The following is a 21516-nucleotide window of genomic DNA, read 5'->3' on the forward strand; positions in this document are numbered from 1 at the left end:
TTTATTATACCATAGGGGGTAATATGCTCCAATATTTTCCTAAAAATTAAATCAAATCAGGCTAGACTAATTTAACCCCATGCTCATTTTTTTCATAATGCAGACCACATTCACGACAAGTTGCCTGAGCGCCAGAAAAGTTTAGCTTTTCGCCGCACTGACACATCCAGCCAATCTGGCGTGCTGGATTTCCCGCCAAGAGGGCATAATCAGGTACATCCTTCGTCACTACAGCACCGGCGCCAATAAAAGCATACTTGCCAATCGAGTGTCCGCACACAATCGTCGCATTAGCGCCGACAGAAGCTCCCTGGCCAATCTTTGTCTCGAGGTATTCATGCTTACGACTTACATGACTACGGGGATTCCAGACATTCGTAAATACACAAGAAGGGCCAAGGAAAACATCATCGTCGCAAATAACCCCCGTATAAACTGACACATTATTTTGGATCTTGACGTTATTACCTAAGATAACTTCTGGTGATATCACGACATTCTGACCAATATTGCAGTTCTTACCAATTTGACAATTCGCCATAACATGCGTAAAATGCCAGATTTTCGTTCCCTCACCAATCTGGCAGGGTTCATCAACGTAGCTTGATTTATGAACAAAATAATCTTTTAACATAAAATGCCTCCAGACAACTAATCATTATAAATAGTCTGCAAGAACTTTAACAATCTTTTCGCCTGCTTTACCATCACCAAATAAAAAAGGATCATACGAATTTTCCGTAGGGACGTATTCGGTAAAATGATAAATATCATTCTGAAAATCAACGAGACGATTCCAACCAATCTCAACAGTCTCATTCCATGCAGTTGTATCCATAACTGTAATACAAGGAATCTTCGAAAAATAAGCCTCTTTCTGAATTCCTCCAGAATCAGTAATAATAAGCGAAGCTTTTTTTTGCAGAGCAATCATATCTCGATAACCTAAGGGTGCAATACACTGTATATTATCACTCAGTTCGAGATTATTTTGTTGTATTACGTTGCGGGTTCTTGGATGTACAGGAAAAATAATCTTTTTACTCAAACCTTTCAGTTCTTTGAAAATTTTGTTCAGCATTTTAGCATTAGTATTTTCATCTCTATGTATCGTCAGTAAAATATAATCTGCCTTTTCAATCCCGTATTGCTCCAATCTCATATCAACCTTATTTTCTTCAAAAAGAAACGCATCAAACATCACGTCACCGACATTCTTAACGGTAATAATCCTATTTCCTTTTTTCTTTTGGTCTGCAATTCCCTCTTTACTCAGATACACAAGTGCTGATTCGGTTGGACAAAATAAAACTTGTGACATATGGTCTGTCAGTATTCGATTTTGTTCTTCTACATTATCCATATTACCATTGCGTACACCAGCTTCAACGTGCGCTATAGGAATATGCAATTTAGCCGCCATAATCGCTCCAGCCATAGTAGAATTAGTATCGCCATATAACAAAACAACATCTGGTCTTTCTAATGAAAAAATTTCTTCAAGCCCTATTAGCATCCCTGCTATTTGATTTGCAGTTGTCGAGCAAGAACGAATCTTTTCACCTATATGAAGATTATAAGCAGGCGCACTCATTTTCAATTCATCAAAAAATACCCTTGACATATTTGGGTCATAGTGTTGTCCCGTATGAATAACAATTTCATTAATATTACCACCGAAATTCTCATTATGTTGTTGTATTGCCCTACTAACGACTGCAGCTTTTATAAATTGTGGACGAGCACCAATAACAGTAACAATTTTCACTCTTTACACAGCCTTGTTATTTATTTTTAAATCGATTAGCAATTCGCTTAACGCCCTCATCAATATGGATTTGAGGAGTCATCTGCAATAGGCGATTCATTTTATTTAAATTAGGTCGCTTGACTCTCGTCATTCGTCCTGGCAATTCTATAAATTCAGCGTATTCATTAATATCTAAACCAAATTCCCTAGCCATTTTTTCCGCAACTTCGCTCGTTTCGATATATTCGTGCGATCCAATGTTAATAGCCTCATAATTTTCTACATAAATTGCTTTTTCCATTGCGATTACAGCATCATCCAAATGCAACCACGATCTCTCACTGTTCCTATGTACAATAACTTTTTCTTTCTTCGAAAACCGCAATGCGAATTCAATAATAGCAGCATTAATATCACCGACTTTACTATTTTCATGATAAAGCATGAAAGGTCTTAAAGAAACAGCTTTCAACCCATGATTTCTAACTTCATATTCAACTAATTTCTCACCTAAATATTTTGTAAGGCCATAACGGTTATTAGGCTGTGGTACCGTCGTATCTTCATTCAATTCTTCGGCCAAATCGCCGTAAATTTCTGAAGTAGAAAAGCTAATTAACTTTGAATTATATAATTTGCATAGTTCAATTACATTATTCAACCCGCTAATATTCAAATTTACAGTCATAATCGAGTTTTCCTCTGAAGCAACCCGACTTACCATAGCTGCCAAAGAATATACGACATCAGGTTTTTCATTTGCAAAAATCTTAACCAAATCGACAGCAGATGTAATATCTGCATGATAAAATCCTGGTCGGAATCCGCGAATTATATCAGCACAAATCACTTCATGCCCTACACTTTCTAAATAAGGAACTAAACATTGTCCAACATTGCCTTCTGATCCAATCACTAATATTTTCATATTTTCCTCCTGCTCTTGTTATATATAAATTAATCCAGTGAATAGTTTGGCCAATTCTTGCGTATTTCCCAAGATAGTGCCACTAACTGTTCAAATGATACCTGGTCAAAATCATCTTCACATTTTTTGATTTCCGCAAAATATTTTTTAGGAAGAGTCGCATACAGGTTATAAACCCTTCGCAAATTATAAATCTCTTCCTGAGTCATTGGCTGATTTTTCAAGATACTTTTCTCTGTGAAAGTATGAGCTTCTTCTTTTCCTGTAATGTACTTTTTACCAATGCAATATTCTCGCAACGGCACTCCAACGAATGGATAAAATACAGACATAATCGATAAATAAGGATTCAATCGCCGTATCAGTTCAATCGTATCAAAAACATCTTTTCTAGTTTCTTCGGGAAAGCCAATCATTACATAAGCTCGAGTAAATATACCGTATTTTTTCATCAGGTCAAAAGCCTTGATTGTCTGTTGCCGTGGCGTAAAACGATTGCAAATTTCGTGTAATATTTTTTCACTGCCAGTTTCTACACCGCAAGACATCTCGATATGAACACCAATTGTAAATAATAGCTGAATTTTTTCTTCTGTTACACTTTCTGCCCTAGCTTGAATAATTAGGGGCAAATTAATATTTACTTTGTACCATTGGCAAAAATCTCTAAGATTTTCTAATGAAATATTAAAGAAATTCTCATCTAAAAATTGAATCAAGTTAAACCCTTCATCACGTTTTTGCTGTAACTCTTTCTTTAATAGGTTTAATGGTTTAAATCTCACAAAGGTTCCTTTTCCACGATATAGCTGTTTCAATGCACTATTTACACAGTAATGGCAATCAAAAGGACAGCCTCGCGAAAGTTCTACAAATGCCTTTTTATAGAGTTGTCCCTCAAAAGGTTTTAAATAATACTCTTCCTTATCATAAAAACTATAGTCTTTTTCAAACAACCATAGTTGATCGGCTGCAAGCAATTCTCTAATTTCATTCTTATAAATAACTCCCGCTTCTTTTACCCAAAGATTTTTAATAGTCCGCAAAGACTGGTTTTCTTGATATCGTAAAAGAAATTCATCAAAAGCTTCTTCTCCTTCTCCAATACATAAAGCATCAACAAATGAATTTGCAATAACCTCATCTGGCGAAAAAGTTGCATGCACTCCACCAACGATCGTAAAGGGTTGCCTATCTTTTAGACTACTTTCCTCTGCTATTTTTTGGAACAAATCATACTCCAAAGAATTTGCTGTAACCGCTAAAACATCAGGCTGAAATCGCCCTAAAGTTTCATTAAAATCATCGAAAAGGCTTTCATATGAGTGCAGCTCTTTCTTTGCCCCGATTCCATTTACTGGCTTAAATTCGCCAGAAACAGTTCGCTCTTCTGCTGCCGTAGCTTTTTTATGGTAAAAAGACGTTTCAAAATAAGCTACATCCCAATTTCTTTTCTTTGCAATCGCTGACAAAATTGTAATGGCATTTGATACGACTCCATCATTACTTGTATTAGGAAATAAAAATAATATTCGCTTCTTTATAGTCATCCTTTATAAAGCTCCTTTAATTTGATTTCTACGGCTTTTGCAATCTGCCTATATTGCGCATCATCTCTTTCAAAAACCAATGATATATATTTCTCGCATAACTGTTTAAAAGGAGTCAACAATATTAATTTTTCTTTTTTAGGTAAATTCACTTCCCATTTACCAAAAACACGATAATCTTCTAAGTAAAACTGAACGAACAAGCAAAAGTATTCTGTTAAAACACTATATTTATTGATTTTTTGTCTTGCAATGTCAGGAGAAAGTAAATGGGAATCAAGGTAATAGGATTCATCAAAATGTTCAATGATATAAGTAATAATTCCATAAATATCCTTTAAGCGTACGGATAAATCAAACGTACTATTTTCATTGTGCTGTCGATAACGAAAAACCGGATAATTTATTTTTTGATATACTGCTCCACGACGAATCAAAATCAAAGAGTTTAACGTGTCATTAGCGACATCATGAAAACTTTCCCAACCATATTGATTTTTTCGATAAAACTCAGTCCGATGCATCGCAAATAAAATTGGTAGTACCCCTGAACCAAATCGGTTAAATACTTCTTTTACCACGTCTTTTCTGTCAAAATACTCATATTGAATTCGTTCTAGTTCTTTTGATTCCTTATCAATTAAAATTTGATCACCATAGATAAAATCATTAGCTGGATTTAATAAAAATCCATTGACCAATTTTTCAATCGTATCTTTCTCTGCTAACATGTCATCGGCACTTAAAATAATAAAATAATCACCCTTACACCACTTCGTTATAAATTGATTAATGCCATACCGATACCCTTTATTTTCTTTATTATACTTTCGTACAATTCTTTTATCGTCTTTTGCTAAGCGATCAATAATAGCGCGGCTACTATCAGATGAAGCATCATCAATAATAATCAATTCTATATTTCGATAGGATTGATTTAGCACAGATGCAATCGCTTCACCAATATATTTTTCATAGTTAAAACTAGTTATGCAAACTGAAACAAGCGGTTTTTTTACTACCTCCGACTCAGCAGCAGCTAGTTGATGTATCGTTTCTTCTACCCGCCTCAACAAGATTCTTGAATCATAAAAACTAGCAATAAATTCACGATACTCATTGGAATTGTAATCATCATTTTGTAACATTTGAAGTAATTCATTCATAGAAGACCAAACATACTTATTTGAATAAATCCCTTTGCTTCCTACAAAATTATGAATTAAAGGTTTAATGCCTTTTGCCATTGCCTGCATGACACTCATATTTTGGGACTCTAAAACACTCGTACAAATAATATAGTTCTTGTCTTCCATCCATTGATCTAAATTCTTTTGCCATCCTTGATAAAAAACATTGTTTTCAAGACCCCACTCTTTAATCATTTGCTGAAAATAAAGCACATATCTAGCATCTTGAAATTCTCCAGCAATATATAGCTTATATCTCGGATCAAAATCATAAATACACTTAAAAGCATGCAATAAAAGCATCGGGCCTTTTTTGTAATTGATATACCCCACGTACGCAATGTTAAATCCATTAGTCCGATTGCCAAATGTATATTTTTCGAGATCAATTCCATTAGGAATCACGATAATCTTCTTCGCCTCTAGAGAATAGTTTAAAATCATAAATTCACGTATGTGATCAGCAACGCAAACTAACAGATTGACATTCCTCCACTTTACCTGCAATGGATATTCTGTAAAAGCCTCATAACTGTGTAGGCGACAAATGATTTTACGTTGCTCTGCTAAATGATGATTTGATGCATAAACCAACAAATCATCACACCACTCAAACCAACAGATATCTGCCCAGTTCATTGCTGCGTCAATTTTATTCGTATCAAGTTCTTTTATTAAGCGAATTTCATAAAAGCCATTCAATGCTTCCGCAATAAAACCTAAAAAGCTATCCATTTCTGGCTTTACGAACAAGGCTACTTTTTTCAAAACCCGCTTATCTTTTTCCAATATTCTTTGCAACGCTAAACGAATTTCATCGTGTTCTATCTTACTTACAGTATGTCTGTTTGCCAATTTTCTATATAAAAATTCTGCATCTTGATATTTTTCTTCATACTCTAACACAAAAGCTTGATTAAACAATAAGTCGAAATAATCAGGATCTATTTTCAAGCCTTTTCCCAAAAGTTCTTTTGCTAAAGCAATATCAGATTCCAGCAAAGCGAAAATGACCCGAATCGAATATAGCTCGACGCTATTAGGATCTACTTTCTCATATTCATCAGCTAAAGTCCGAGCCTCTCTCAAGTAGCCGCTCTGGATCAAATCCTGTATGGTATTAAAAATAGCACTCTTTTCCAAAGTACCACCGCCTAAATCATTTATTGTGGGAACGAATCAGAATTTGTTTTTAAAAACAATTTGGCTTTTATCGCAAGTAGTCGGGAATTCCCCTCCAACATTGTTTCAGCCTCCTGCAGAACTTGTTGCGCCTGGGATAAATCCCCTTTTTCAATTAAATCGTCTAATAACTCTACTAACTGATCCGTTAATTTCTGCATTGAATCACTCGAAGTCTTTGATTCTTCCATTCTACTTTCCATTAACTTTGCTATCCCTTTTTTCATTGAAGGCATAGCTTGTAACGCCAATCTCAGATATCGAATATAATCTGCCTCACTCTTACAGCCACGGGCTTTATACATATAAAGTAAAAATACTTCCTCATCATTTTTCAGCTCATAGACCCACTCATCTTCTAAAACGTGACTATGATAAATTTGTTGTAAATATTTTGTTCCTTCGGTAAGATACCGTTCAAATAAAAACTCATAATGATTTGTCCCAATGCGGTTAAGAAGCAAGATATAACGAGCCAAATTTTTATTAAATTTATTAATAAAAAATTTTTCTGTGACCGGCAACTTCTCCAGATAGGAAAAAATCACGTCACTTAAATCATCATGACGCTGAGAAATATATTCAAATATATGACTAAGCCAAATTTCCTTGAAAAATTCACCGTAGAACTCTAATGACGCATACCTTTTTAGCGCATAATAAAAAATCTCGCTACAATATATCGGTAATGTTTCAATGTCGACAGATTTTAGACTCATAAGGTCGCTAGGATATTTTTCCAGATGCCGATCTTCCAGAATCATTCGACACAATAAGCCATAAGAGTTATTTAAATATGAAAACGCCCTGCTTATCCCTATAGATTCTTTGCTCGAAAAGTTACTCTTTTCCATTTCCATTTTAGAAATAAATAAAGTCTGCCATTCTTGACGATCAAATAATTCATATTGTAATTTTAGTTCATTATACTTACCTAACTTTAAACATAAAAAAATAAACGTTGACAAATTATCCTGTAATGTTTTTTCTTCTCGTATTTGTTTCGCATAATAAAATGCCAGTTCATACATTTCTTCCCTCTTGCAAATATTGGATAAATTGTAATAAACAATATAATCATATCCAATGCTATATTCAATAACAGACGTATCTTTCTTATCAGTTTGGATGTGTTTTTCTCTCAACTTTAAATATTCCTGATAGCAGGGAATTGCTTCTTTATATTTTTCCTGACAAGCCTTTGCTTCAGCCAAATAGTAAAAGATATCGAGATAATTTTTAGTAAAACTTAATACTTCAAGACAAATCTCTTCTACTTTTTCGTAATTTTTTATTTGTCGGTAAGAAAGTATTTTTTGCGTAAAAATAAAAATTTGCTCTACACATCTATGTTCTGGAAGAAGTGAATAGGCCTTCTCAATACACTCTACTGCTTTCTCATAGTCTTCATGCATTCCATAGGTAGAAGAAAGCTGAGCCCAGTAATAAATATTTTGAGGATCATTTTCCAGTTCATGCTTTAAAATCTCACTTGTTCGCAAAAATTTTTTCTCCATCAAATCTTTATCACTAGAAATATAGCCATAGTGAAAAAGCGCAATCCCCGGCAATGCAATTTGTTCACCACGAAATACCGGCTGATTGTGAACAGCACCCTCATAATGAAAAAAACCATCATTTCTAAAAAACCGGAAAGTTGTCATAACAGAATAAGCACCAGCCTCTTCTGCATTAATAATATTTTTACAATCTATTGCAATCGCGCCATAAAGACTGGATTCTTTACTTTTTAAAAATTGAATAACAGAATTGCTATCTACGACTTCTTCATCTGCATCCAAAATAAAAATCCAGGTACCTTTTGCATATTGGATAGACAGATTTCTCATTTCCGAAAAATTATTATTCCACTGATGAAAATAAATTTCTTTCGTATAACGTTTTGCAATTTCAACAGTATCATCAGTAGAACCAGTATCAACAATAACTAATTCTGATTTAACAGAATCCCGAAGCTTTTGCACACTATTTAAACATCTTGCTAAATTTCCACTTTCATTTTTCACCATCATAACAATACTCAGATCCATAAAGTTCCTCCTTATCAAGTTTCAAATTAACAGAAACTCAATTTATAGATATGATAAAAAATTTATTGTTAAAATTCTTTATCATATCTATAAAAAAAGGACTCTGGATACTCCAGAGTCCTTTTTCAATTTGTTTAACCTTGCAGTAATTGGAGTACTGATTGCGGCTGCTGGTTTGCTTTTGCAAGCATTGCATTGGCAGCCTGCTGCAGAATATTGTTTTTCTGATAAGTCATCATTTCTGAAGACATATCAACATCACGGATACGAGATTCAGATGCAGTAATATTTTCATTTGAAGTATTAAGGTTATCAATCGTATTTGTCAATCGATTTTGATAAGCACCTAATGCAGAACGCTGTTGTGATACTGTATTGATTGCTTTATCAATTATTGTAATAGCGTTATTCGCATTCGCTTGTGTACTAACATCAATACCAGCAACAACAGTGGCGTTTGTTGCAACATTACCATTATTCAGTACTGCTGCCGACGAAGTAGTTGCTCTCGAAAAGAAGGTAGTCGATCCTGCAGTAACTTTATTATAATCAAATTGTAGAGAAACTGTTTTACCGGCATCGCTATCACCAACAGTAGCGGCCGTATCGCCTTTATGAATCGTAACTGTCGATCCAACGTTAGTTCCCGTAGCCACAGCACCAGTTCTCAGTTGTAGTACTTTATTTGCAGCACTAATACTGAAATTCCAAGTATCCCCAACAGCAAAATGCGTCGCGGTTGTTGAAGAATCGAACTGGAACTTCAATCCATCAATAGCAACACCAGTATTGGCAGTATTATGGAAGTCACCATTAATCGTTGTCCAGCTCGTACCATTATCAGTAGAATAGGAGATACTGGCAACAGCCGTCCCTGCCGTATTGGCCAAGCTTGCCACTTTAACCATGTAATTAGCATCAGTAGTTCCGGTATAAGCACTCACCGAACCAGTTGTACCAGTCATATTGATTCCAAAACCAGTTGCGGAAATAGTAGCAGCTGCTGAACTTTGTGTAATTTTTTTAGTAAGAGTAGCAGCATTACTGGAGATAACTGCTACACGAGTTGTGCCAGCTGAAAGCCCCCGTGATACAGAAGTAATATTTACTTTTGCATTATTCGTTACAGTCGCTGCAATGTTAATGCTACCAGCAACACCAAGACTCTGAGCATCCATTGCACTAACAGATACAGCCAGATTCTGGTTGGCATTTGCACCAACGTGGAACGTATCACTTAGGCCACCTGCCAAAAGATTTTGCGTATTGAACTCAGTCGTATTAGAAATGCGACTGATTTCTTTGGCTAATTGGTCAACTTCACCTTGGATTTTCTGACGATCATCGGACGTATTCGTATCATTAGCCGACTGTACAGACAACTCACGCATTCTTTGAAGAATGCTATGAGTCTGATCCAATCCGCCTTCAGCCGTTTGCAACATGGAAATACCATCCTGCGCATTCGAGGAAGCTTGTTTTAAACCGCTGATCTGACCACGCATTTTTTCGGAAATTGCAAGCCCGGCAGCATCATCAGATGCACCGTTAATACGGAAACCTGTGGAAAGCTTCTGCAAAGATTTGCTTGTTGCCGCATTGTTTTTTCCTAATGCATTCAAAGTATTGATTGCTGAAAGATTGTGATTAATAATCATTTAAAATTCCTCCCTGATATTTTAATTTTGAGCATCCATGCCCAAATCTTTTAACTTGCTTAAATTGGATTTCTTCACCCCGGCCGGCAGCGAAGGAATCTCTTTTAAACCTTCAATTATAATATCGGATGTTTTTTCAATATCTTAAGCCTTATACTACATTTTTTTATTTTTTCTTTAGTAAATGTCTAAAAAAAACTAAGTATGGCGATTTAAATACTGTCCTGCCAAATTACCACCGCCTTCGTAAGCATTGGTAATATTCTCACGACGTTTCATGGAATTAAATGCAATATGAAAGACCTGTAGCAAATCTTTATTTTCAGCTTTCACTTCTCGTATCAATTCTTGATTCGCCGGAAGTTCATAATAAGCAGCTTCTTCTTTCGATACTGTTTGGATCGACTGCAAAAGAGATCCCCTCTGCTCAAGCAACGCGAAAAACATATCTAACTCACGCTGTAAGAGAAACTTTTTCATCTCTTCTGTCAGAAAGAGATAATCCTCCCATTGTTGCTGCAGTTTTTTCTGCGCTTCAGTCATCATTCACTGCCTGCCGCCTTGCTTTGGCGAGTGATTTTCATGGCCTGCACCCAAGTATCGCGAAATTCTGTCAGCAACGTCTTGGCTTGCTTCAATAATTCTACATCCTTTTTAATGTTGCCTTGAACTAGGCAGTGCATAATATATTCTTCTAAAACCAGCCAGTTTTTTGAAATTTCATAGCTTGTATCTGTGGTAACCATCAGTTCGTGGACAATATTTTGGGCGCGCATATTACTTTTATGGGCCCGTTCGATTTCCTTATTTTCCGTCGCTTGAATGCTTTCTGTAGTAAAACGAATTGCGCCATTATAGAGCATTAAAGTCAATTCTTCCGGCGACGCAGTCATTATTTGCTGCTGCTTATAGGCGTTGGCCATATTTGCCGCATTCATGACAATCCTCCTTATTATTAGCTTCCTAGTAAAGATGATAACTGACTTGTCTGCTGTGTCAGCTTTGACAAAGCAGTTTCCATATTACTGTATTGCTTATAGTAGTCATTTTCTTTCGTCTGCAGTGCTTTGAACAAGTCTGTAAGTTGTGTTTGATAATCCTTAGCCTGCTTGCCTAATATACTCGACGTGTCACTGGTTATTGACGCTGTGGTGCCAGCTTCGGTGGAAATACTTGTCGTCGCTGTTTTCAAAGCATCGTTAAGGCGTACAGCAATTCCATCGTGGGATGTGTCAGCGCCATCGGTACTGAACAGCTTATACACTGCATCGGGATCATTTTGCAATGCCGTCCGCAACGTCGTTTCATCAAGATATAGTTTGCCATTCTCTGTCCAATCAACGCTGGTAGTAATCCCTAGGCTGGACGCTGTTTTGTATTTCCCATCAACACCCGAAACGGAACTAGAAAAAGCATCACGCATCGAATTGGTTAAACTCCGCAAAATCGAATCATTATGTAGTAGCCCTGTTTTTGCTTTTGTCGTCCAGAGAGATATATCATCATCTTTCATGGCCGACTTTTGATCATCGGTGAGCGGCAAATAATTTCGGTCATAGGCTTCTGTAACTTTTGTTGTTACAGAGGCCAGTAAAGCGTTATAGTCGCTAATAAAAGTCTTTACACTATTGACAATTTTATCGACGTCGTTTTGTACAGTAATATTAATAGAACCAGTACTGAGCAAATTATAGGTAACACCAGCTACAGTAAAATTGTTTTTCGACTGATTCATCACCACACCATCTAGTTTAAAAACAGCATCTTGTCCCTGTTGATTTGTTAATTGTAAAGTATTTGTTAAATAGCCGAGAGCTGCCGAATCACTACCGGACAAATCCAGAGTCGTCCCATTCTGGGCTGCTTTAATCGAAAATTTGCCATGATTGAAGCTAGCCACGGCCAAAGCTTTCCCATTGGCATCAGTCAAACCATTAATACTATTAACGAGATCCGCCATACTCATTGTCTGCGTATTGACCGCCAAGCTTTTCGTAGTTGTCCCATCTGAAATGGATAAATTAAAAGTTCCTGTATAAGCACTGGAAAAAGAAGTCGCAAGTTTTGCCGTCTGATCAAAAACGACAGCACTAGCGCTTGTAGCCACATTCGTTGTGTTACCTATGGCACTCCAATCCGCTACAGAACCCATTTGTAATTGATTTTTAAAAAAGTTGAGCCCAGCCGTATCACTACCGCTCATATCAAGTGTATTGGTATCAGATGCTGACTTAATAGTGAGCTTTCCATCTATACCAACGACCGCAGAAGCTAACTGATTGCCTGACGCATCTTTAATGTTATTAATTTGCGTAACAATGTCGTTTAGTGTTGTTTTTGTCGTATCTACATTAATATTAGCTGTAGCCCCAGCAACTCTTAGATTTAAATTAAAGCTACCAGCAAGTCCTGTGAATTGACCTGCCAAAGGCAGTGCATCCGTCGTGCCAAGATAAGAACCGCTAGAAATGCCGCTTGTATTTACCGCCGACACAGCACTAAGCTTCAGGTTGTTTGCCAGAAAATTAAGACCTTGCGTGTTTGTACCCGTAAAATCAATTTTAGCACTGCTACCCATTCCTGTGGTATAGAGGTAAAACCGATCTTGGTTTGTATCATATAAAGCCGTTACACCTGCATCGGCTTTATTAATAGAGCTAACAAGGTCATTAATACTCTTGGAAGAATCCACAGCAACTTGTTTGCCATTAATAGTAAGGTTAAATGTGCCACTAATTCCAAATTGGCTGGCAAGAGTTGTCTTACTTTTCCCAGTGGTAATCGCTGCTGAACTACTTTGGGTAACTCCACTGGCAAGTTGACTCACACTCAGTGCATGATTGACATTAATCGCATCGCCATTCGCTGTAATTGTAGCTACACTGGTATTACTAGAAGTAACCGCTTTTGCATCTAAGGTGCTTTTCATATTAAAATTGAAGATTTTATTGTTGCGAAAATCATTAATGCTTGTATACATCGTATAGTAGTCGCTTTTCTTCCATTCCAAGGCAGTTTCTTTTTGTTGCAGCGAATCATAAGGCTTCCTAGCTGTTTTCATCAACTGCTGTACCATCGAATCAACGTCGATACCAGAGCCGCTTAATCCAAACGTTCTATTTACACCACTGCTAAACATATCAGACATGTAATCCCCTCCTTCAATCAGCTTTATTATTTACTAGATTTTTTTATCAAGAAGTGAACCGACAAATTCACGAATTCGAGCAATCGTATCAAGCAATTCTTTTGGCGGCGCTTCTCTAAGGACTTTATGCGTCTTATTATCGACGACCTGGACCATCAGTTCCTGTAATTTATTATGTAAAACAAAGCGGATATCTGTATTCATCGACTCCATAAAATCATTCAAACCCTCGGTAATCTGTTCGATATCTTTCTTTGCCAACTCTTTCTGGTTCTGTGGCAAAGCTGTTTTATCCTGTACTGAATCAAGATCGCCTTTATCATTCATTTGATTGTTCAAACTGGCAGAGCTGGTATTAGCCGCCACCGCATTACTCAGAAGGGTTGTATTACTTCCAACAGTTGTAGGTATTGACGCCGCTGCCGCATCCTGCTGAACGGACGTGAGCCGCACCGAACTTACGGCCGCTATTGTTGAATAATCAGGAATCGATTTAATATCCACTGTAAAAGCCTCCTTGCTTTACTGTAATATTTTATTTTTTCGGGAACTTGTACGCTTTTAAAATATCCATGGTTTCCTGGCGATCAGGAATGACTGCTTCTTTGTTTTCCGCCGCAATAGCATCATAAATTTCACCACGATAAATTTTTATCTCTCTTGGTGCTTCGATGCCCAAACGTATATTATCCCCTTTAATATCAACGACAGTAATCACAATCTGATCGCCAATCACCAGCCGCTCTCCTATTTTACGCGTTAAGGCAAGCATTCTTACTTCGCCCCTTCCGCCGCTGACTTGTCAAATCCCTGAGGAAACAGGCGGTGTCTTGTCGTATAAATTACCTTTTCCAACACAAATTGCATAGCTAGCCTCGTTTGCATATTGATCACCACTGGAGCCAAGAGATTCGCCGTCATCTCCTCAGGGTTTTGGGGAATATTTACAATATTTACGACATGAGGCGGATTTTCTAAACTGATTTTTAGTTCTTCCTGTATTCCATCAGGCAAAGTAAACTCATAATCAGGAAAAAACGGAAAGGGCTGCACAACTACAAAAGTAAGATTCGGCTCTGACAGCGACTGCAAAAACGAAAAAGGATTATTTTCTTCGCAAGGTACAATGGCGAACTCTCTTTCGTCTAAAAATCCCGGCAGGCCATCAGGAAAAGTAATTACCATTTCTTCTGGCACATCCATCTCACCAAATCGGACTGAATGTACTTTAATCACGAAACCACCTCGCTACTTCTTATGCCTCTATATTAACACGATTCGACTGATTCGAAACGCGAAAATGCACTTCCGGATACTGCAACATCGTAAGATCTACTGTACCTTGCTCAAGCTGCCCAGTAGCCGTTCCTTTATTGAGTCGTAGTTGAAGTTTTTCTGGCTGTACCTGTGTTCTGACATCATGAGTCACCACTTTTACAGTTGGCGACGGCACATAGGCAACATTAATATCCCCATCCTTACCTTTGACAGACGCTTGGAAAAGCGCTTTCAAGGGATTACCATGATCTTCAATCTTCGCCAACATGGCTCCTTCACGAGCAATTTTCCCCGCCCATGCTTGTAAAGCTTCCATACCTTTTCTGGCATTGTCACGGTCAAAATCGACATTGTTCCTGATGCCCCTGGCGTAATCGCTAGGATAATTATCAATATAAACTTCCGCCGCGGGCGACTCCATGGTGATCTGCAAAGGTTCTGATGAAATTTCCATGGAAGGGTCCGTCGTTTTCATACGCATAAAGGGATCTTTAATATCAAGCTTCGCTTTCACGTTTTGCGCTGTAATTTCTACTTGAACCACGAACGATCACCTCATTTCATCAGCTTAAGAAATCGACAAGCGATTTTTGCATGATTTTAGCACCAACAGCTAACGCACTGCGATAGACATTCTGCGCCGTGTTAAAGTCGGTAATCGCTTTGGGTACATTAAGATCTTCCGCACCAGCCACATCGCTTTGAATAACCGCATTTTGACCTTGTAGAATATTTGAAGCCATTTCATAAGCGGCCATTCGCGTCCCAAGTTCTGTCTGTTTTTGCAACTGTGTACTATGAATATCATCAATCTCCTGAGTTGCAACGGCTGAAAGCCACTTCACATCCGGTCCGGAGCCCTGCGGTAAGGAGAATGCAATGTTATCACCCGCTTTATTATTAGCCACCGCCCCATTAGCAGTCGTTGTCGCCGATACATGGAGCGTAATTCCATTGCCATTTGGTAGATTAAACGAGGTTTCCGTCGCTGACGTCGTTGTATCAATTTCCGGTGTTGCTTTCGAGTCAATGACAAAATAATCGTTTACTTTAATCGAACTAGTAGCAGGAATTTTGACTGTCTGTCCACCAGGAAGTGAAATCACCGATGTATATACATTTTTTTGCGCATCTGTATTATAAGCCACTTCATAGGAAACAGGCACCGCACCGCCATTCATTTGCGTAATGCGCCCTTCACTATCCACCGCATTAACCGTCAATGTATAACCTGATAAAGTTGTCGTTCCACCACTTACTGTCGGCATCGGACCATTTGTATTACTAGCTGTCACTTTATAATTAGATAGAGTTGTCCAGGTTGAACCGCCGTCATTGGAATAAGAGGCACCGTCAACTTGACCACTAGAATTGACACTATCAACACGTAAATTGTATTTGGCCACACCAGTTCCTGTATAAGAACCAGAAATTGCTGCAGCCCCACTAACGGTATTACTTTCTTGAATCGTAAAAGCTGCCTGCGGCTCGCGGAAGGAATAAACATTTTGTGCTGCATTGCCTGTACTTGTGGCAATATTGAAAACCACACCATCTGGCAACGATAGAGTAACTGCATGCACACCTGTTGATACCGAAGGCGATGCCGTCCAGTTCGTACCGCCGTCTACAGAGTACTGGGCCACTGCCGTCCAGGTTTTGCCGCCATCAGAGGAATAGGACGCGCCAGTAACCTGTCCTGGGTTGGTCGCTGTATCGACCGTATCAATTCTGACGCTATAATTGGGATAACCAGTACCGGTAAATGCACCACCAACAGTTCCAACACCACCCTGTGTATTTGTTTGACTGACAGCAGTTGTTTTCTTCAACTCATTTTTGATTTCCAGAAGCTGATTAAGTGCCTGCATGGTCGTCTTACCAAAAACATTTTCTGTCGGTCCAAACGCTTCTACGCCTGTAATATTAACACTATCCTGAGTTGGATTCGCCGAACCAGCCTGAATAGCCATAGACATTTTATCGATATCACCATTATAAAGAACTACTTCCTTGGTCAAATCAGAATTAGGATCTTTGATTGTCGTGCGTGTAAAAGGTTGTGTCGAATCATTCTGTCCGCCAAAAAGATAACGTGTGCCAATCTTCGTGTTGCCAAGCTGGACTACTTGATTGATCATGCCGTCGATCTGAGCGCCAATCGTATTAAGAGCGCCCGTGTCTTTTGTATCATCGGCGCTAACAACAAGCTCCTTCGCCTTGATCATAATAGAACTTAGGTCAGACATAACACCATCGGTATTTTCCATCCACGATTGGGCAGTACTCAAATTGCTTTGAAACTGCTCGTTTTGAACTTGATTGGAAGTATAATGCAGATCGCGAACCGTATTCACAGGGTCATCTGACGGACGATGTAGAGCTTTGCCATCAGCCAACTGTTGTTGCAATGTATTTTCTTTTTCCATCGACTTATTTAAGCTGCGCAAAAAATTATAACTCATCATATTACTTGCAATACGCAAATTCCTTCACCTCATTTACCGGCCAACCATACCTGTGCCGTTAATCAGTTTATCAAGCATTTCATCCATGGTGGTTAGTACGCGGGCAGCGGCACTATACCCTTTCTGGAATGTAATCATATTTGTCATTTCTTCATCCATATTCACACCTGATACGGATTGACGAGAGTTTTCCACCTGGTCGACAAGTGTCTGCTGATTTTCCATCAACCGATCAGCATTTTGCCGCTGTACACCGAGCGCTCCGATTGCTGCTGAATAGTAAGCATCTAACGATGCATTATTTAAGATGTTGCTTGTATCAGTTTTGAGCCGTTTAGCTAAATTATTGGCGTTGTCACCACTACCGACATTGCCTTTCGATAAACTGATCGAATACTGATCTGTTGCTTTATTATTCGTATTTGTGGCAATCGAAAACTTTAAAGCGACACCATTAATGGATGGCAGTGTAAAAGTCCCATCTGCGGATGCAGCTACAGGCGCCGAAGCCCAAGTAGAGCCGCCGTCAGTAGAATATTTGATCTTTAAAATCTGGCCAGTGGCCGTAATCGAAGTCAGAGAGGAGTCAAAAGCTTGCACCACCACATTGGTCGGAGTATCACCGTTCGTATAAGCGCCTGCAGCAGAATAGATTTTCATATCGCCGCTAATCGAGTTGCTTTTCGTCGCTGTGAGCGTACTAGCGGCGCTATTCTTATTTAGCGTAAAAGTATAAGAATCGCCATTGGCGGCACTGGCTGCATCAAAATTCATGGTAACCGTAAGTCCTGTCGTCGTCGTAGCATTATTGGGATCAATGGAAACAGGATTGATAATATAGGTATTGCTACCGGGAGGGGTGGCCGATAAAGGCGTCGTTGAAACATTGCTCCAAGTCGTACCACCATCTGTTGATGTACTATAAACAACATTCCCTGAAGCATCCTTGGCAATCTTAACCATGGTCGCCGTATCCCCCTGAGTATAGGAACCGCTAGCAAATACAAGCGGCATATTTGCTGTGCCAGTATTACTGCTACTAGCAATTACACCAAGGCTGGCGCCTGCTGTCTTTGCCGCAATTTTGCTGACACCACTGGAGTAAAGTACAGGATTGACAGCTAACTTGTCAAGCCACTGTTCTTTGACATACTGACCAGATAGGGGATTCGCTTTATAGTCAAAATTAGACTGACCAAAGAAGTTATTGCCTGTCGTATTATCCGAACCATAGCCGCTGCGATGCACTTCATTGAAGTCTGTAAGCAAGAATTGACTCATAGTGCTTAGATTATCAAGATACCCCTTGATTCCGGCAGGTGAGGAGTCACGTGTCGATATAAGACCATACATTTCCCCATTAGAGAAATTGATTGGCGTATAATGACCGTCATTGAGGACAACCTGATCTACTTCATAGCCGTAGTCGACGTCGGCCGTTTTTTTTGTAGAAAGCGTCTGATAGCTCGTAGTATTCACAAGCGTTGTATTACCAAACTGAACAATATAGCGGCCATTTTTATCTTCATTGACCGAAACATTGCCAAGAGAAGATAAATTATCAATCAGCAAATCGCGCTTATCACGCAAATCATTTGCATGGTCGGTACCACTGGCCTCCACAAGACTGATCTGACGGTTTAAATCACTAATTTGGGCTGCATATTGGTTAATCGTGCCCACTCGGGCGTTAATGGTATCATTAATATCAGACACCATATTTTGCAACTGCTGAGCACTTGTCTTAATCGCAGTGACAAGCTCATTGCCGCGTTCTCTGACTGTCGTACGAGTTGCTTCATCAGAGGCATTGGTGGAAAGCGTCTGCCAGGACTGCCAAAAGTTATTTAAGACGGACTGAATACCAGTATCCGTCGGTTCACCTAAAGCATTTTCCACTTTGCCTAGCGTATTATAAGTACTATTGCTAGCGCTCAAAGTGGAATTTTCCTTCCAAAACTGCTGATCGATAAAACTATCGCGCGCTCGCGTCACCGAGGCCACATCAACACCTGTACCAAGCTGATAGCTACCACTTTGTCCATAAATCGTCTGAGGGGTTGTCGACACTAAGTTGGCTCTCTGGCGAGAGTAGCCCTCTGTGCTAGCATTTGCCACATTATGTCCTACCGTATTAATAGCCGCCTGCTGTGAGTAAAGACCGGTAGCTACTGTATTTAAACCACCGAAGGTTGATAACATCTAATCACTCCTATACTGATTGGTCGAGCAATGATTTTCCCTGTTTACCGACTGGTCCCTGCCTACTCGGTCCATAAGTAGGATCTACCGTCGTGCGGGCCATAACATTGATATTGAAATTAATCATCTGCATCGCCTGTGTCACAAGTTCCGTATTAAGTTGATTGAGCGGAACAAGTTCAGCCAAAAGCGTTTGAAATTTTGCTTCAATCATTTCCAACTGTGCTCGTTGCTCTGGCTCAGCCAGTTCTTTTATATTACTCAATTTCGCATTGACACCAACGCGCTCGGCAATTTGTTTTACTACTTTGGCACGCTCTATTTCAAAGCGGTTAATCGCCAAAATATGTTTTTCCTCTTTTTGAATAATCACACCAAGATCTTTCACTTCATATTTGACAAGATGTTCTTTTTTTGCCTTGCCCAGAGCGAGAAGTTCTTGATATAGTGCAAGGATTTCGGTTAACAAACGAATTAGTTCATCAAATAAAAATTTCACAAAATCCCCCTCTTATCGTAAATAATCAACGACTTGACGACCTAGCATTTTTTCGGCAATTCCCCTGCCGCTCACCTGATAAGTGCCGCTATCAATTTGGGCTGAAAGCTCAGCCACTTTGTCGTCACGCACATCTGTTGCCGCTTGAATTTTTTGCAAAACACGACCAAATTCCTGGACCTGCGGCGATAAAACAACCCGGTCTGGATTCTGTGTAGTACCCGAAAAGGAAATCCCCTTCGTCTTCTCTGTATTTTTTGAATTCTGATAAATCTTAAGGGCATTTTGGACCTGGCTACCAGATACAATCATTGCCAACACCTCACACTTTTCATACTCTGCTTATTTATTGTATCGAAAAAAACAGCAGGGAACTTAATCCCTGCTGTCGATTTAATTTCTTTGATTTTCGGTAAACTTTGCAGAAGCGCCTTATTTCTTTTCTTTCGAATACATGCGAATGCCTTTGGCTTTATTCTTGGCTTCCTCTTCTTTGTCTGCTGCACGTTTGACGGATTGCGTCACTTGCGATAAAATATTTTCACTACATTCTGAACACAAGCGGCCATGCGAAATCAGTTTACCACAACCGTCGCAGTGATAGGTAATTTTATCAGCACCAACAATACGTCCTTGCTGGATCATTCGAACAATGGTCTTTGTCTTAACACCAGTAGCCTCATGAATCTCGTCCACCGAAGCATAATCTACCACATCACGCAAGTAAGCTACTACCTTGAGTTCGTCCTCTTCTTGCGCCCGAATACACTCTGGACACATATTAAAATTGTTCTCTAAATATAATTTTCCACATTGACGACAATTTGCAAGTCCCATGGTAATGCCCCCTTACATCTACTATTTGTATTATACAATATTTTTTTATAATTCGCCTAGCTATTCTAGGTGCTATTCGCAAATTAATTCTGACAATAGGCAGGAATCTCAAAATTTTTGCCTAACAAAATAGGGAATCCCTTACGAAAGGCAGTTTACCGATTATGCTGACACTTATTCAATTTCCCGAAATGTATGAAGAACTCAGCGAAGAGGTCCAACAGATCGTGGGCCAGCTGCTTCATCTTTTAGAAATTAAGAATCCCAAGCTTCATCTCCATAGCTATCAGGTAGCCAATTACGCTGTCAGTATTGCCGCTAAAATGCGTTTACCGAAAGAGGAAATCGAGCGAATCCGCATAGCTGCCATGCTGCATGACATTGGCCACTTGACTGTTCCTAATATGATTCTGTCCAAAGCGCCTTATCTCACCCAGAGAGAGCTTGCGGCCTACAAAAACCACTGTAATGCCGGCAGTTTCATGCTGGAAAATTTGCCATCCTGCCAGGAAATCAGCCTCTATATCCGGCATCATCACGAACAGTTTGACGGCAAGGGCTATCCGAAGCGGTTAAAAGGGGTAAACATTCCGCTTGGCGCCCGAATTATCGCTGTAGCCAATCACTATGACCGTTATATCAATCCCTGCACGCAGCACTGGACTAAAACACCGGAAGACGCCGTGAAAGAATTAAATGATAAAGCCGGCACGGCCTTTGATACAGAAATTGTCCGGGCCTTCATCGAAGCGCTTGGCTAATCCTGGCTATGAGA

20 protein-coding genes are annotated in these 21516 nt (G+C 39.0%); 1 reads left to right on the forward strand and 19 read right to left on the reverse strand.

Features of this window, described 5'->3' with window-relative positions:
- Positions 1 to 61: 61 nt before the first annotated feature.
- The 19 genes from AC0MXB_RS07360 to AC0MXB_RS07450 form a co-directional block, all read right to left on the reverse strand.
- Positions 62 to 634: an acyltransferase gene (locus tag AC0MXB_RS07360; protein ID WP_474039004.1), complete on the reverse strand. Its 573-nt coding sequence runs from the start codon at positions 632 to 634 to the stop codon at positions 62 to 64.
- Positions 635 to 658: 24 nt separating this feature from the next.
- Positions 659 to 1768 (reverse strand): non-hydrolyzing UDP-N-acetylglucosamine 2-epimerase, encoded by a 1110-nt coding sequence (gene wecB / locus AC0MXB_RS07365; RefSeq protein ID WP_474039005.1) that lies wholly within the window; start codon positions 1766 to 1768, stop codon positions 659 to 661.
- A 16-nt stretch (positions 1769 to 1784) separates the two neighbouring features.
- Positions 1785 to 2678, reverse strand: coding sequence for an NAD-dependent epimerase/dehydratase family protein (locus AC0MXB_RS07370; RefSeq protein WP_474039006.1), 894 nt, complete (start codon positions 2676 to 2678; stop codon positions 1785 to 1787).
- A 29-nt stretch (positions 2679 to 2707) separates the two neighbouring features.
- Entirely contained in the window at positions 2708 to 4228 is a 1521-nt protein-coding gene (locus AC0MXB_RS07375) for a B12-binding domain-containing radical SAM protein (RefSeq protein ID WP_474039007.1), read from the reverse strand.
- Entirely contained in the window at positions 4225 to 6561 is a 2337-nt protein-coding gene (locus AC0MXB_RS07380; RefSeq protein WP_474039008.1) for a glycosyltransferase, read from the reverse strand. Before AC0MXB_RS07380 ends, AC0MXB_RS07375 begins: the two co-directional genes overlap by 4 nt.
- A 20-nt stretch (positions 6562 to 6581) precedes the next feature.
- Positions 6582 to 8651 (reverse strand): glycosyltransferase, encoded by a 2070-nt coding sequence (locus AC0MXB_RS07385; RefSeq protein WP_474039009.1) that lies wholly within the window; start codon positions 8649 to 8651, stop codon positions 6582 to 6584.
- 134 nt (positions 8652 to 8785) lie between these two features.
- Positions 8786 to 10309: a flagellin N-terminal helical domain-containing protein gene (locus AC0MXB_RS07390; protein WP_474039010.1), complete on the reverse strand. Its 1524-nt coding sequence runs from the start codon at positions 10307 to 10309 to the stop codon at positions 8786 to 8788.
- A 198-nt stretch (positions 10310 to 10507) separates the two neighbouring features.
- Positions 10508 to 10855, reverse strand: a complete 348-nt coding sequence (locus AC0MXB_RS07395; protein ID WP_474039011.1) for a hypothetical protein — start codon at positions 10853 to 10855, stop codon at positions 10508 to 10510.
- Entirely contained in the window at positions 10852 to 11247 is a 396-nt protein-coding gene (fliS, locus tag AC0MXB_RS07400; RefSeq protein ID WP_474039012.1) for a flagellar export chaperone FliS, read from the reverse strand. The genes AC0MXB_RS07395 and fliS overlap by 4 nt, the downstream gene beginning before the upstream one ends.
- 17 nt (positions 11248 to 11264) lie before the next feature.
- On the reverse strand, positions 11265 to 13457 hold the full coding sequence (gene fliD / locus AC0MXB_RS07405) for a flagellar filament capping protein FliD (protein WP_474039014.1): 2193 nt from the start codon (positions 13455 to 13457) through the stop codon (positions 11265 to 11267).
- Between the two features lie 33 nt (positions 13458 to 13490).
- Complete coding sequence (locus AC0MXB_RS07410) at positions 13491 to 13961, reverse strand: flagellar protein FlaG (RefSeq protein ID WP_474039016.1); 471 nt, start codon at positions 13959 to 13961, stop codon at positions 13491 to 13493.
- Positions 13962 to 13992: 31 nt separating this feature from the next.
- Positions 13993 to 14229, reverse strand: a complete 237-nt coding sequence (csrA, locus tag AC0MXB_RS07415) for a carbon storage regulator CsrA (RefSeq protein WP_474039017.1) — start codon at positions 14227 to 14229, stop codon at positions 13993 to 13995.
- A gap of 2 nt (positions 14230 to 14231) precedes the next feature.
- The gene (gene fliW / locus AC0MXB_RS07420; protein WP_474039018.1) at positions 14232 to 14693 is read right to left on the reverse strand and encodes a flagellar assembly protein FliW; all 462 of its coding nucleotides are present in this window, start codon (positions 14691 to 14693) and stop codon (positions 14232 to 14234) included.
- A 19-nt stretch (positions 14694 to 14712) separates the two neighbouring features.
- Positions 14713 to 15279: a DUF6470 family protein gene (locus AC0MXB_RS07425; protein ID WP_474039019.1), complete on the reverse strand. Its 567-nt coding sequence runs from the start codon at positions 15277 to 15279 to the stop codon at positions 14713 to 14715.
- A gap of 19 nt (positions 15280 to 15298) precedes the next feature.
- On the reverse strand, positions 15299 to 17221 hold the full coding sequence (gene flgL / locus AC0MXB_RS07430; protein ID WP_474039020.1) for a flagellar hook-associated protein FlgL: 1923 nt from the start codon (positions 17219 to 17221) through the stop codon (positions 15299 to 15301).
- 15 nt (positions 17222 to 17236) lie between these two features.
- Positions 17237 to 19405, reverse strand: coding sequence for a flagellar hook-associated protein FlgK (flgK, locus tag AC0MXB_RS07435; protein WP_474039021.1), 2169 nt, complete (start codon positions 19403 to 19405; stop codon positions 17237 to 17239).
- Between the two features lie 10 nt (positions 19406 to 19415).
- Positions 19416 to 19904, reverse strand: coding sequence for a flagellar protein FlgN (locus AC0MXB_RS07440; protein ID WP_474039022.1), 489 nt, complete (start codon positions 19902 to 19904; stop codon positions 19416 to 19418).
- A gap of 12 nt (positions 19905 to 19916) precedes the next feature.
- Positions 19917 to 20216 carry a flagellar biosynthesis anti-sigma factor FlgM gene (flgM, locus tag AC0MXB_RS07445; protein ID WP_474039023.1) on the reverse strand — a complete coding sequence of 100 codons (300 nt, stop codon included), beginning with the start codon at positions 20214 to 20216 and terminating at the stop codon, positions 19917 to 19919.
- 120 nt (positions 20217 to 20336) lie between these two features.
- Complete coding sequence (locus AC0MXB_RS07450) at positions 20337 to 20741, reverse strand: flagellar protein (RefSeq protein ID WP_474039025.1); 405 nt, start codon at positions 20739 to 20741, stop codon at positions 20337 to 20339.
- 164 nt (positions 20742 to 20905) lie between these two features.
- Between AC0MXB_RS07450 and AC0MXB_RS07455 the strand changes: the two genes are divergently transcribed.
- Complete coding sequence (locus AC0MXB_RS07455; protein WP_474039026.1) at positions 20906 to 21502, forward strand: HD-GYP domain-containing protein; 597 nt, start codon at positions 20906 to 20908, stop codon at positions 21500 to 21502.
- Positions 21503 to 21516: the final 14 nt, after the last annotated feature.

It is taken from the genome of Pelorhabdus sp. sgz311001 (genome assembly GCF_055901755.1).

What these genes read in the sequence shown, in the direction of transcription:
- AC0MXB_RS07360 (WP_474039004.1), bottom strand. Translation starts at nt 634, where the DNA reads ATGTTAAAAGATTATTTTGTTCATAAATCAAGCTACGTTGATGAACCC.
- flgM (WP_474039023.1), bottom strand. Translation starts at nt 20,216, where the DNA reads ATGATTGTATCTGGTAGCCAGGTCCAAAATGCCCTTAAGATTTATCAG.
- AC0MXB_RS07395 (WP_474039011.1), bottom strand. Translation starts at nt 10,855, where the DNA reads ATGATGACTGAAGCGCAGAAAAAACTGCAGCAACAATGGGAGGATTAT.
- csrA (WP_474039017.1), bottom strand. Translation starts at nt 14,229, where the DNA reads ATGCTTGCCTTAACGCGTAAAATAGGAGAGCGGCTGGTGATTGGCGAT.
- flgK (WP_474039021.1), bottom strand. Translation starts at nt 19,405, where the DNA reads ATGTTATCAACCTTCGGTGGTTTAAATACAGTAGCTACCGGTCTTTAC.
- AC0MXB_RS07390 (WP_474039010.1), bottom strand. Translation starts at nt 10,309, where the DNA reads ATGATTATTAATCACAATCTTTCAGCAATCAATACTTTGAATGCATTA.
- AC0MXB_RS07450 (WP_474039025.1), bottom strand. Translation starts at nt 20,741, where the DNA reads ATGGGACTTGCAAATTGTCGTCAATGTGGAAAATTATATTTAGAGAAC.
- AC0MXB_RS07385 (WP_474039009.1), bottom strand. Translation starts at nt 8,651, where the DNA reads ATGGATCTGAGTATTGTTATGATGGTGAAAAATGAAAGTGGAAATTTA.
- AC0MXB_RS07375 (WP_474039007.1), bottom strand. Translation starts at nt 4,228, where the DNA reads ATGACTATAAAGAAGCGAATATTATTTTTATTTCCTAATACAAGTAAT.
- AC0MXB_RS07370 (WP_474039006.1), bottom strand. Translation starts at nt 2,678, where the DNA reads ATGAAAATATTAGTGATTGGATCAGAAGGCAATGTTGGACAATGTTTA.
- fliS (WP_474039012.1), bottom strand. Translation starts at nt 11,247, where the DNA reads ATGAATGCGGCAAATATGGCCAACGCCTATAAGCAGCAGCAAATAATG.
- AC0MXB_RS07455 (WP_474039026.1), top strand. Translation starts at nt 20,906, where the DNA reads ATGCTGACACTTATTCAATTTCCCGAAATGTATGAAGAACTCAGCGAA.
- fliD (WP_474039014.1), bottom strand. Translation starts at nt 13,457, where the DNA reads ATGTCTGATATGTTTAGCAGTGGTGTAAATAGAACGTTTGGATTAAGC.